The sequence below is a fragment of the Stagnihabitans sp. genome, assembly GCF_964946895.1.
Map to the genome: position 1 here is coordinate 1 of NZ_CBBQHX010000068.1, position 11,775 is coordinate 11,775.

The following is an 11,775-nucleotide window of genomic DNA, read 5'->3' on the forward strand; positions in this document are numbered from 1 at the left end:
AGGATCGCGGGCCGCGCCAGCAAGGCCATGGCGATCATCACCCGCTGCCGCATCCCGCCCGAGAATTCATGCGGATAGGCCCGCGCCCGACGCTGGGCATCCGGGATGCGCACGCGGTCCAGCATGGCCACCGCCGCCTCCCACGCCTGCGCCTTCGACATGCCCTTATGAACGATCAACCCCTCGGCCAACTGATCGCCCACCCGCATATAGGGGTTCAAGCTGGTCATCGGGTCCTGAAAGATCATCGACAAGGACGCGCCGCGCACTCGGTCCAGCGCGTCAGGCGTCAAGGCCAGCAAATCCTGGCCCTGAAACACCGCCTGCCCGCCAGCCCTGCCGTTCCCGGCCAACAAGCCCATCAGGCTGAACAAAATCTGGCTCTTGCCCGACCCACTTTCACCGACAATCCCCAGCACCTCCCCCGGTTCCAGCCCGAAGGACACCCGATCCACTGCCACAACCTGACCCTGCGGCTGTGAAAACCGCACGGTCAGGTCCCGGACGGACAGAAGGTCAGCGGTCGTTGGGGTCAAAGGCATCCCGCAATCCATCCGCTATGAAGTTCAGACAAAAGAGAACCGCCGCCAGCAACCCGCCCGGCAGCAGCAGCAATCGCAAATCGGTGTCCATCGCCGCCGTCCCCGTCTCGATCAGGTTGCCCCAGGACGCCTGAGGCTCCTTGATGCCAATCCCAAGAAACGACAGGAAGCTTTCGGAAAGAATAACCTCCGGCACCAGAAGCGCACCATAGACGATCACAACGCTCGCGCAATTCGGCACGACGTGCTCCAGCACGATCGACCATGGTGTCATGCCCCCCGCCCGCGCCGCCTCGACAAACTCGCGCTTGGACAGGCTTTGTGCCTGCGCCCGCACGATGACGGCAGGGGTCAGCCACAGCGTGAAAACGATGGCCGCAAACAGCGCCACATTGCCGCCGCCGAACAGCAGGCTCAGCAGGATCACCAGAATGACATAGGGAAACCCGTACAGAACCTCGACCGCCCGCATCATCAGCCGGTCCGCCCGCCCCCCGGCATAGCCCGCCACCGCGCCGTACAGAATGCCAATCCCCCCCGCCGTCAGCGCCCCGAGAAACCCGATGCTCAGCGAGACCCTTCCCCCCTCCAGCACCCGCACCAGCAAATCCCGGCCAAAATCATCCGTGCCGAACCAGTGCGGCGAGCCGAAGTCGATCGGCGCGCTGATATAGTCGAAATCCGCATCCTCGCCCGTGAAGGGAAAGGCAAAGGGCCCCACGAAACAGGCCAGCGCGATCAGCACCAGCAGGGCCAGCGACACCATCGCCAGACGGTTTGCGGCAAACCTGCGCAGCTGCAGCTGAAACGTGGACAAGGACCTATCCATGGCTGCGCACCTTGGGGTCCAGCCAGCCGCGCACCAGATCGGTGCCGATGTTGAACAGGATCAAGAGCCCGCCGTACAGAAGCGTGATCCCCATCACCAAGGGATAATCCCGGTTCAGCGCCGCATCAACGAAGTGCCGCCCGATCCCCGGCACCGCGAAAATCGTCTCGATCAGGATCGACCCGGTGATGATCCCCGCCGTCGCCGGCCCCAGATAGGCGATCACCGGCAGCAACGCCCCCTTCAGCACATGGCCCAGCAAGACCCGCCGCGCGCCAATCCCCTTCGACCTTGCGGTGCGCACATAATTCTCCCGCATCACCTCGATCATCGAGGATCGGGTCAGCCTTGAGATGTAAGCGATATTGGGTAGGCTCAGCACCACCACCGGCAACACCAAACTCCGCCAGCCCTGATCCGACCCGCCCACCGGCACCCAGTTCAACCGCAGCGCAAAGACCACCTGACACAAAGGCCCGATCACGAAGATCGGCACCGCAATCCCCACCACACCCACCGTCCCCGCCAGATAATCCGCCGCGCCATTCCGCCGCAGCGCCCCGATCACCCCGAGCGAGACCCCTACCCCCGAGGCGATCACAATCGCCCAGAACCCGATGGTCAGCGAATAGGGCAACCCGGCCGCGATCAAATCCCACACCGAATAATCGCGAAACCGCAGCGACGGCCCGAAATCCAGATGCACCAAGCCCCAGACGTAGCGGCCAAACTGCATCCAGACCGGCTCATCCAGATGAAACGCCGCCTTGATATGGTCCAGCACTTCGGGCGAGATCTTGCGGTTCTTGGAAAACGGCCCGCCCGGCGCCAACCGCATGAAGAAGAAGGTCGCCACGACCAAAGCCGCCAGCGTCAAGGCCCCCTCCCACAGCCGCTTGCCCAGAAACCTCAGCACCTCACCCTCAACCCTCGCCCGTCTTTCATTTGTTCATAAATATCCCGGGGGGTCCGGGGGGCTGGCCCCCCGGCTTCTTCTGGGTCCGGGGGGCTGGCCCCCCGGCCACCGCCCCCGGCAAGGTCCTCAGTCCAGCGACAGGAACTGCGAGTTGTTGTACCCGGCCGCCGAAGCCCCCCAGCCATGCACGGAAGGCTTCACCAGATGCCGGTTCGGCACGATGGAGATCGGGGCAAATATATAGTCGTCCAGCAAGATCTTCTCGGCCTTGGCCAGCGCCTCGTACCGCGCGGGACGGTCGGCCAGTTTCGCCGCCGCATCCATCGCCGCGTCATATTCCGGCTTCACCCAGTTATACCCCGGTTCCGCCGAGGGCCGCATATAGGCAAGGAAGGTCTCCGGCCCGGCAAAATCCCCCACCAGATCGTCCGAGAACACATCCCAGCCGCCGGCATAGAAGGCATCGAGCCAGGCCTTGCGCTCCATCGATTGCACATCGACCTGCACGCCCAGCAGCTTCTTCCACATCAAGGCCACCCCCTGCGCCCGCCGCTTGGAATCCTCGGCGATCGAGGTGATGATGTTGATCTTCAACGGATTGTCCGGCCCATAGCCCGCCTTGGCGTACAGCTGTTTGGCCAAAGCCTCGCGGTCGGCCTGGCTCATCGTGGCTTCGGCAATCGCGGGCCCGTGGTAATCGGGGTTGAAACCGCCCGCGAAGCTGAGCGTGGGAATATCCTCGCCCTTGACGATCTTGTTTTCCAGCGTGTCGCGGTCAATCGCCAGCGACAGGGCGCGGCGCAGGTCGATGTTCTTGAAGGCCTCGTGGGTCAGGTTGAAGGAATAATAGATCGTCTCGGTCGAGGGCGAAATCTTCACCTCGTCCGGCGTCTTGGCCTTCAGGTCTTCGATCTGGTTCAGCGGGATGTCATAGGTGATGTCCAGCTCTCCAGCCTGATAGCGCTTGAGTTCGGTGGCGACATCCTCGGTCACATGGTATTTCACGAAGGGGATCTTCACATTGGCCGCGTCCCAGTAGTTGGGGTTCTTGGCCAGCAGGACGTGGCTTTGCGGCACCACCTCCTTGATGATGTAGGCGCCGTTGGTCACCACATGGGCCGGGTCGATGAACACCGCCGCCCCGTATTTGTCAAAGCTGGGCTTGTGCAGGGGCGCCACCTGAAACGCGCCCATGATCTCCAGCATGTCGGGTGCCGGGGTCAGCAGCTGGAACACCACGGTGCGGTCGTCGGGCGCCGTTACCCCCAGCGTTGCGGGGTCTTTCGAGGTGCCGTCCGACAGCGCCTTGGCGCCCTTCACCTGAATGACCGAATAGAAGTAATAGCCCTTTTCCGAGGCGGTATCCGGGTTCAGCGTCCGCAGGATGCCGTTGACGAAATCCTGCGCCACCAGCTTGTCGCCGTTCGACCATTTCAGGCCGTCGCGCAGATGGAAGGTGAAGGTCAGGCCATCCGCGCTGGTGTCCCATTTTTCGGCAGCCCCCGGGATGATCTTGCCCGTCTCGTCATAAGTGATCAGCCCTTCGTAGGCGTCCATCTGGATCCAGCCCGCCGCCGCGTCGAAATTGACCTGCGGGTCAAGCGAGGCCCATTCCGACCCCACCCCGCGATCCAAAGTGTCATCCGCCCAAACCGGAGCCGCCATGGCCAGCGTAAACGCCAGAAGCCCCGCCAACAGTCCGCCCTTCCGTCCCATCCCCGACTCCCTTGTTGAACGTTTGTTTTATAGTGACAGCAGATCGCCCGTTCGCACAACCGTTTCTCCGGCCACATGGGCCAGGGATTGCCCGCGCAGGCAAGAGCGCCAAAGTTCCATGCGAAACAGCATCCCCGACACCGGTGCCGTCACCGCCATGCGCCTGCGGCTGACCGGATCGACCACATGAGCCAGAACCTGTCCCGCCTGAACCTGATCGCCGGCCTGCGCGGCCCAGGTCACCACGCCGCCCTGTGGCGCAAAAACCTCGTCCGCGCCGCCCAGCGGCAGGTGCACCGCATCGGGGTAGGACGGCGAACCGCAGCCCTCGACTGCGCCGATGCGGGCCAGAAAGGTCATCAGATTGCCGGCATCCTTGGCCGCGACGGCGTCACTCACGTCAAACTGTCCGCGATATTCCAGCGTCGCCGAAAAGCAGCCCATCGGCACCCGGTCGCCAAACCGCGCCCGCAACTGGCGCCACGGCACGGTATGGGCCTCGTCAAAGGCATTGCCGCCAGAGGTGTCCTCGATCAGCGCCAGCCTGGCCCCCACCGCCCGGCACAGCTGCGAGGTGACCTCGGGGTTGGCGCTGGACGCATACAGGTGCATCACCGCGAAATGGTCGCAATGCAGGTCCAGCACATAATCGGCATCACAGGACCATGACATCAGGCCGACCTGCAACTCCTGCACATCGGTGCGCGGCTGCATCTTGGCCAATTCGGCCCGGAACGCCCGGCGGATGATGTGCAGGTTCTGGCCCGCATCCTCGCCCAGCCGCCCGTCCAGCCCCCCGGCGACCAGAAGGCCCAGCTCGGGATAGCCCCGGTTGAAGTTCTGCAGGCTTTCGGCATCCTGTCGCCCCAAAGGCCGCTGATGCACCCATTGCGACAGGCCGATCGGATTGGCCACCGGCACGACACAGATCTCGCCCTTGATCTCGCCCCGGCCCGAGGCGACATCGAGCAGGTCCATCAGATGCTGCAGGACCAGAACGCCCGGCATTTCATCGGCATGCAGACCAGCCTGCAGATAGACCTTCGGGTGCGCCCCCACCGCGCCATAGCGGTACAGCGTCAGTTCGCGCCGCGTTCCGGCAGAGGCGCCGGTCAAGGCCAGGGTTTCGATGCGCATTCCCATCCCACTTGCTGAGGGCCATCTGGACCTTGATTGACTTCTCAGTCAAGTAAATGCCGTCAGGCCTCGGGCGCGGCCCCCGGCAACCGGATCACCGTGACCGAGGCCGCCGCCTCTGCCACCACCTTTGACGACACCGAACCCAGATAGCGCCGCGCCGTGGAATGCCCCCTTGCGCCCATCAGGATATGATCGGCGCCGATCTGCGCCGCATGGTCCAGAATGGCCTGCGCCGGGTCAGGCCCCTCCAGCACGGTGAAGGTCAGTTGCGCCTCCGACAGGTTGAGATCGGCAGCCCAGGCCCGCAGGCCGACCAGACGCGCGACATGCAGATTGTCCCCCAAGGCATCCAGCATGTTTTCGATTCCCAGCCGCGCGGTCTTGATGATGTTGACGCAGGCAATCCGCGAATCCGGTTCCAGCGTCAGCATCCGGCGCACCCAAAGCAGCAGCGGCGCGGCCAGGGCCTCGCCCTCGGGGGTCAGGTCGACGGCCACCAGCAGGATCGGCGCCTTGCCCAGTTGCCCGCCAACCGTGTTCGGCCGTGACAGTGCGGTGACCTTGCGCATCTTGCGCCAGCGGGCAAAGACCCGTGCCCGGCCGTCGGCCTTGATCTTGTGCGCCCGCTCGGTCAGCACGACCTGCGCGGGATGGCGCAGATCAAAGCGCAGTTGGGCGGCGGATTGATAGCGCCGGGCCGGGTCCACCTCCAGCGCGCGCAAGATCACCTCTTGCAGCCATTCGGGAATTTCCGGCCGCAGCGCACGCGGCGGCACCGGGTCGCGCCACAGCCGCTTTCGCACCCCGCGCAGCTTCTGCGGCATCCCGAAGGGCGGCTTGCCCGTTGCCATCTCGTAAATCATCGCCCCCAAGGCATAGATGTCGCTGCGCAGATCGTCGCGCTGCTTGAGGTACTGTTCCGGCGCGATATAGGGGTAAGTCCCCATCGGAATGGCGAATTCTTCCTCCAGCAGGTCGGGGAGTTCGTCGTGCCGCGCCAGACCGAAGTCGATCAGCACCATCTCTCCGGTCGGGCGCTGCAGGATGTTGGCAGGCTTCAGGTCCAGATGCACGACATGCTGCTTGTGCAGGGCATGCAGCGCCTCGGCCATCCGGGCGGCGGTTTCCAGCAGGTCTGACAGTGGCCAAGGCCCCTTGTCGAACTTCTGCTGCAAAGACCCGCCGGGGATCTGTTCCTGCACGATATAGGGCAGCACGGCGAAATCGCCCTGCCCCAGAATGCGCGGCACATGCGGCCCGGTCAGGCGCGGCATGATCATCTGCTCGACCTCGAAGCCCACGATGGTCGGGCCGTCGTCGCCGTCCAGAATGGTCGGCACCTTCATCACCATCGGTGTGCGGTACAAGGCATGCGTCACCGCCCAGATCGAGGCGAACCCGCCCTCATGCAGCTTTTCGCCCAAGGTGAACCCATCCACCTCCAACCCCGGTTGCGGCCTCAGCATCGCTCAATCCCCATTCAACAGGCGCAGGGCCAAGGCTTCCGGCAAGCCCGCCGCCCGCACCTTCACCGCCGTGGCCCCACAATCATAAGCCACCCGGCGGAAGGTCAATTCACCCGGTGCCTCGTCATAAATCGCATAAGACGCCGCCGGGTTTCGGTCCCTCGGTTGCCCGACCGACCCCACCACGGCCAGCCACCTGCGCGAGCGCAACAGCGGCAAGGGCACCCCGAACTTGACCCTTGTCCCCGCGACCTGCCCCCGCAGATCGGCCGAGTACAGTTGCGGCAGATGCACATGCCCGCAAAAGGTCACCCGCGCCCGGCTGGCGCGCAGACAGCCCGCCGCCGTCACCTCATTAGTCACATAGATCCAGTCCTGCGGCGCCTCCGCACTGGCATGCACGAACAGCAGCCCCTCGCGCTCGGCCCGCAGCGGCAACCCGGCCAGAAACGCCGCCTGCGCTGCGCTTAGCCGCGGCCGCGTCCAGTCCAGCGCCCGCCGGGCATTCTGCGACATGCCGGCGCTGCCCAGCGCTACGGCCTCGTCATGGTTGCCCTTCAGCACCACGGCACCTGCCGCCGCCAGCTCCATCACCTTGTCGCAGCACCATTCCGGGTCCGGTCCGTAGCCCACGATATCACCCAGAATCAGGATCGCCTCACAGCCCCGCGCAGCCTGATCGGCCAGCACGGCTGACAAGGCTTCCCGGTTGCCATGAATGTCCGTCAGGATCGCCAACCGCATTCAGCCCGCCTCCCAACGGTGAAATCTCCGGGCAGCGTAACCAAGTCCCGCACAAGACACCATGCGACCCTGCCGCACGCCCCAACTACCGCGCCCCTTCATTCAGGTCCAAATATCCCGGAGGGTCCGGGAGGCTGGCCTCCCGGCTCTGTCAGCCAGCACCACGCCCGGCATGCAGCACCGCCAGCGCCGCCGAAACCAGCCGCGCCATCGGCCCATCGGCGCGTGAGGTCAAAATCACCGGGACCGAGGCGCCAATCACCAGCCCCGCGGCCTCGGCATGGGCCAGGTGGGTCAACAGCTTGACCAGCATGTTGCCCGCATCCAGATCGGGCACGATCAGCACTTCCGCCCGGCCCGCCACAGCGCCGCGAATGCCCTTGGTGCGCGCCGCCGCCAGATCGACCGCATTGTCCATCGCCAGCGGACCATCAACCAGCCCCCCGGTGATCTGCCCGCGCTCTGCCATCTTCGACAGCAAGGCCGCGTCCATCGAGGAGGGTATCTCCGGCGTCACTGTCTCCACCGCCGACAAGACCCCGACCCTTGGCCGCGCAATCCCCAAGGAATGCGCCAGATCAATCGCGTTCTGCACGATATCGACCTTGGTCATCAAATCGGGGGCGATGTTGATCGCCGCATCCGACACCAGCAAGGGATGCGGCAGGCCCGGCACATCCATCACGAAGACATGGGTGAACCGCCGCCCGATCCGCAGGCCTTTCTCGCGGTCCAGCATCGGGCGCAGCAGCACGTCCGTGTGCAGATGGCCCTTCATGATCGCCTGCACCTTGCGGAATTGCACCAATTCCACCGCCGCCAGCGCCGCGGCCGCCTCACTCGACGCGCCGACGATCTGCACCCCCGTCAGGTCAATCCCCGCCGCCGAGGCCGCCGCCCGGATCTTCGGACCGTCGCCCACCAGCACCGGCACGATCAGGCCATGATCGCGTGCCAGCATCGCCCCCATCAGCGATTGCGGCTCATCCGGCCAGACCACCGCCGTCACCAGCGCGGGCAAGGCCTGCGCCTGCTTCAGGATCGCGTCGAAATGCCGGTGCGTCTGCACCAGAAGCCCGGGCAGATCACGGTCGTCAAAGGAAATCGCATGGGTGGGCGCCTGCACCTGCGCCATGCCGGCGACCAGTTCCTCCCCGTCCGACAGCCGGATCACCCGCGTGGCCAGCGTCACCAGTGCCTCTGGCCCAAGGGCGGTCACCGTCACCTGCGCCACCAGTTCATCCCCGGCGCGCGCATGACCGGCAAAGGTCAGGTCCTGCCGCTGATACATGCTGCCCGGCCCCGGCAGCACATTGCCCAGCACCGCCGAGATCATCGCCGCCAGAAAGACGCCCGAGGCCGTCGGCCCCGACGCCGCATCCGCGCCGCCGTTGCCCTCGCGGTCGGGCAGATGCATCGGGTTGTGATTGCCGGTGGCGGCGGCAAACACATACAGGTCATCCGCGGTCAAAAGCCGGCGCACCTCGGCGGTATCCCCAACTTTAAGCGTATCGAACGGGCGGTTTTGCATGATCATGATGGCTCAGGTGTCCATCAGCCAGAGGTGCAGGGCAAGTGAATTTCCTGCGACAAGACGCCTAGATCAGGGTGCGGTACTGACCGTTCCAGTACAGCAGCGCGCCCTGCCCCAATGTCGTGCGGATTTGCAGCACCCGTCCGATCAGGATCGAATGCGTGCCCCGGTCAATCATCTCATCGACCCGGCAGGCAAAGGCGGTCGGGGCATCCGCCAAAAGCCGGGTGCCAGCCTCGGCCTCGGCCCAGTCCACCCCGTCATAGCGCTGTGCGCCCTTGATCCCGCCCAGACCGGAAAACCGCTCCGCCACCGCCTGATGCGCGGCCCCCAGCGCCGACCAGCCAAACACCCCATAGCGCCCCAGCAAAGGCCAGCAGGACGAGGCGCGGTTGATGCAGGCCAAGACCATCGGCGGCTCTGCCGTCAATGAAATGCCGGTGGTCACGACCAGGCCGTTCGCCTCGGCCCCCTGCCCTACGGTGATCAGACTGCAGGTGCCCACAACGCCGCGCATGGCGGCTTTGAAGGCTTCGGGGCTGGGCTCAAGAGCGGGTATGTGGTCCATCTCCCTCAGATAGGGCAAACCCGCTGCCATTTCCAGCCACAGGTTTACCTTGCGCCCGGCAAGGCCTAGTCTGACGCCACCTCGAATCCGGAAGCCCCATGTCCAGCCCCAACGCCCCCGCCGATCCCGCCTACCGCGTTCTGGCGCGCAAATACCGGCCCGAGACCTTTGCCGATCTGGTCGGTCAAGAGGCCATGGTGCGCACCCTGAAGAACGCCTTCACGGCGGACCGCATCGCCCACGCCTTCATCATGACCGGCATCCGGGGAACCGGCAAAACCACCACCGCCCGCATCATCGCCAAGGGCCTGAACTGCGTGGGCGCGGACGGCAAGGGCGGCCCCACGACCGAACCCTGCCTTGTGTGCGAACCCTGCCGCGCCATCGCCGAAGGCCGCCACGTCGACGTGATGGAGATGGACGCCGCCTCGCGCACCGGCGTCGGCGACATCCGTGAGATCATCGATTCCGTCCGCTACCGCGCCGCCTCCGCCCGCTACAAAGTCTACATCGTCGACGAAGTGCACATGCTCTCCACCGCCGCCTTCAACGCCCTGTTGAAGACGCTGGAAGAACCGCCCGAGCATGTCAAATTCATCTTCGCCACCACCGAAATCCGCAAAGTCCCGGTGACGGTGCTGTCACGCTGCCAACGCTTCGATCTGAAACGCATCGAGCCCGAGGTGATGATTGCCCTCCTGCAAAAGATCGCCAAAGGCGAAGGCGCCACCATCACCGATGCCGCGCTTGGCCTGATCACCCGCGCCGCCGAAGGCTCCGCCCGGGATGCCACCTCGCTGCTGGATCAGGCGATTTCCAACGGTGCCGGCGCGGTGGAGGCGGAAGCCGTCCGCGCCATGCTCGGCCTCGCCGACCGTGGCCGCGTGATGGACCTGTTCGACATGATCATGCGCGGGGCGGCGGCAGAGGCGCTGAACGAACTGGCCTCGCAATATTCCGACGGCGCCGACCCCCTCGCCGTCCTGCGTGATCTGGCGGAAATCACCCACTGGATCTCGGTGATGAAGATCACCCCCGACGCCGCCGATGACCCGACCGTCGCCCCCGACGAACGCTCTCGCGGCCTCGACATGGCCGCCCGCCTGCCCCTGCGCTCCCTTAGCCGCATGTGGCAACTCCTCCTCAAAGCCCTGGAAGAGGTGGCCCAGGCCCCCAACGCCATGATGGCCGCCGAGATGGCGGTGATCCGCCTGACCCATGTCGCAGACCTGCCCGACCCCGAAACCCTGCTGCGCCACCTGCGCAACGCCCAACCGACGGGCGGCATCTCTGGCCCCGCTGCCGGGGGCGCCCCCGCTGGCGGCGGTGCACTCCACGCCCCGATGATGCGCCTCGCCCCATCCCTGCCCGCCCGCGCCCCGATGATGAGCGGCGGTCAGGGCCAAGCCCTCGCCGTCCAATCCGCCCCCGAAACCACCTACCAAACCTTCGACCAAGTCGTGGCCCTGATCCGCGACAAGCGCGACATGAAGCTCTTGTTCGAGGTCGAAGCCACCCTCCGCCTCGCCCGCTACGCCCCCGGGCGGATCGAGTTCGAACCGACACCCCAAGCCGCCCCCGACCTCGCCGCCCGCCTCGGCCAACGCCTGCAAAGCTGGACCGGCACCCGCTGGGGCGTCTCGGTCGTCTCCTCGGGCGGCCAACCCACCATCCTCGAAGACCGCGACCGCGACCTCAACGAGGCCCGCGCCGAGGCCATGACCAACCCCCTCGTCCAATCCATCCTGGCTGCCTTCCCCGGCAGCAAGATCACCGACATCCGCACCCCCGAAGCCCTCGCCGCCTCCGCCGCCGCCGAGGCCCTCCCCGAAGTCGAAGACGAATGGGACCCGTTCGAAGAAAGCTGACCCCCGCCCTGCCCCTTGCCGCACGGCCCTGCGCCGCATATCTCTCACCCAGAACAAAAGGAGACGCCGATGCTGAAAGGTCTGGGTGGTTTGGGCGACATGGCCAAGATGATGAAGGCCGCCCAAGAGGTACAGGGCAAGATGGCCGAGTTGCAGGACCAACTCTCCCGCATCGTCGTCGTGGGCGAATCCGGTGCCGGCCTCGTCAAGGCCCGTGTGACCGCGAAGGGAGAGGTCACCGGCCTCGACATCTCCCCCACCATCCTCGTGGCCTCCGAAAAGGAAGTCGTCGAAGACCTGATCATCGCCGCCATCCGCGACGCCCAGTCGAAAGCCGCCACCCGCAGCCAGCAGGAAATGGCCCGCCTCGGCGAGGCGATGGGCCTGCCCGCCGATTTCAAGATGCCCTTCTGACCTTGCCCTTTCGCCTTCTCCAAATATCCCGCGGGGGG

The 11,775-nt window shown here is 65.5% G+C and carries 11 protein-coding genes; 2 read left to right on the forward strand and 9 right to left on the reverse strand.

Annotated elements, in window-relative coordinates; all coding sequences use genetic code 11:
- From AC1Y2B_RS22515 to AC1Y2B_RS22555, 9 genes are all read right to left on the reverse strand, one after another.
- On the reverse strand, positions 1-542 hold a 542-nt coding region (locus tag AC1Y2B_RS22515; protein WP_482255370.1), incomplete at its 3' end, for an ATP-binding cassette domain-containing protein.
- A complete protein-coding gene (locus AC1Y2B_RS22520) occupies positions 517-1,359 on the reverse strand; it encodes an ABC transporter permease (protein ID WP_482255371.1) in 843 nt (280 codons plus the stop codon). The genes AC1Y2B_RS22520 and AC1Y2B_RS22515, both read right to left, overlap by 26 nt.
- Positions 1,360-1,363: 4 nt before the next feature.
- Complete coding sequence (locus tag AC1Y2B_RS22525) at positions 1,364-2,287, reverse strand: ABC transporter permease (RefSeq protein ID WP_482255372.1); 924 nt, start codon at positions 2,285-2,287, stop codon at positions 1,364-1,366.
- A gap of 126 nt (positions 2,288-2,413) precedes the next feature.
- On the reverse strand, positions 2,414-4,003 hold the full coding sequence (locus AC1Y2B_RS22530; protein WP_482255373.1) for a peptide ABC transporter substrate-binding protein: 1,590 nt from the start codon (positions 4,001-4,003) through the stop codon (positions 2,414-2,416).
- Between the two features lie 27 nt (positions 4,004-4,030).
- A complete protein-coding gene (locus AC1Y2B_RS22535) occupies positions 4,031-5,140 on the reverse strand; it encodes a M14 family metallopeptidase (RefSeq protein ID WP_482255374.1) in 1,110 nt (369 codons plus the stop codon).
- 62 nt (positions 5,141-5,202) lie between these two features.
- Positions 5,203-6,609, reverse strand: coding sequence for a protein kinase domain-containing protein (locus AC1Y2B_RS22540; RefSeq protein WP_482255375.1), 1,407 nt, complete (start codon positions 6,607-6,609; stop codon positions 5,203-5,205).
- A gap of 3 nt (positions 6,610-6,612) precedes the next feature.
- Positions 6,613-7,353: a metallophosphoesterase family protein gene (locus tag AC1Y2B_RS22545; RefSeq protein WP_482255376.1), complete on the reverse strand. Its 741-nt coding sequence runs from the start codon at positions 7,351-7,353 to the stop codon at positions 6,613-6,615.
- 151 nt (positions 7,354-7,504) lie between these two features.
- A complete protein-coding gene (locus AC1Y2B_RS22550) occupies positions 7,505-8,890 on the reverse strand; it encodes a bifunctional enoyl-CoA hydratase/phosphate acetyltransferase (RefSeq protein ID WP_482255377.1) in 1,386 nt (461 codons plus the stop codon).
- Positions 8,891-8,951: 61 nt separating this feature from the next.
- Positions 8,952-9,455, reverse strand: a complete 504-nt coding sequence (locus AC1Y2B_RS22555) for a flavin reductase family protein (RefSeq protein WP_482255378.1) — start codon at positions 9,453-9,455, stop codon at positions 8,952-8,954.
- Positions 9,456-9,553: 98 nt separating this feature from the next.
- Here AC1Y2B_RS22555 and AC1Y2B_RS22560 point away from each other — a divergent pair, with 98 nt between their 5' ends.
- Together AC1Y2B_RS22560 and AC1Y2B_RS22565 are read left to right on the forward strand one after the other, a co-directional pair.
- Complete coding sequence (locus tag AC1Y2B_RS22560) at positions 9,554-11,323, forward strand: DNA polymerase III subunit gamma/tau (RefSeq protein ID WP_482255379.1); 1,770 nt, start codon at positions 9,554-9,556, stop codon at positions 11,321-11,323.
- A gap of 69 nt (positions 11,324-11,392) precedes the next feature.
- Positions 11,393-11,737, forward strand: coding sequence for a YbaB/EbfC family nucleoid-associated protein (locus AC1Y2B_RS22565; protein WP_482255380.1), 345 nt, complete (start codon positions 11,393-11,395; stop codon positions 11,735-11,737).
- Positions 11,738-11,775: the final 38 nt, after the last annotated feature.

What these genes read in the sequence shown, in the direction of transcription:
- AC1Y2B_RS22555 (WP_482255378.1), bottom strand. Translation starts at nt 9,455, where the DNA reads ATGGACCACATACCCGCTCTTGAGCCCAGCCCCGAAGCCTTCAAAGCC.
- AC1Y2B_RS22550 (WP_482255377.1), bottom strand. Translation starts at nt 8,890, where the DNA reads ATGATCATGCAAAACCGCCCGTTCGATACGCTTAAAGTTGGGGATACC.
- AC1Y2B_RS22565 (WP_482255380.1), top strand. Translation starts at nt 11,393, where the DNA reads ATGCTGAAAGGTCTGGGTGGTTTGGGCGACATGGCCAAGATGATGAAG.
- AC1Y2B_RS22540 (WP_482255375.1), bottom strand. Translation starts at nt 6,609, where the DNA reads ATGCTGAGGCCGCAACCGGGGTTGGAGGTGGATGGGTTCACCTTGGGC.
- AC1Y2B_RS22530 (WP_482255373.1), bottom strand. Translation starts at nt 4,003, where the DNA reads ATGGGACGGAAGGGCGGACTGTTGGCGGGGCTTCTGGCGTTTACGCTG.
- AC1Y2B_RS22560 (WP_482255379.1), top strand. Translation starts at nt 9,554, where the DNA reads ATGTCCAGCCCCAACGCCCCCGCCGATCCCGCCTACCGCGTTCTGGCG.
- AC1Y2B_RS22545 (WP_482255376.1), bottom strand. Translation starts at nt 7,353, where the DNA reads ATGCGGTTGGCGATCCTGACGGACATTCATGGCAACCGGGAAGCCTTG.
- AC1Y2B_RS22535 (WP_482255374.1), bottom strand. Translation starts at nt 5,140, where the DNA reads ATGCGCATCGAAACCCTGGCCTTGACCGGCGCCTCTGCCGGAACGCGG.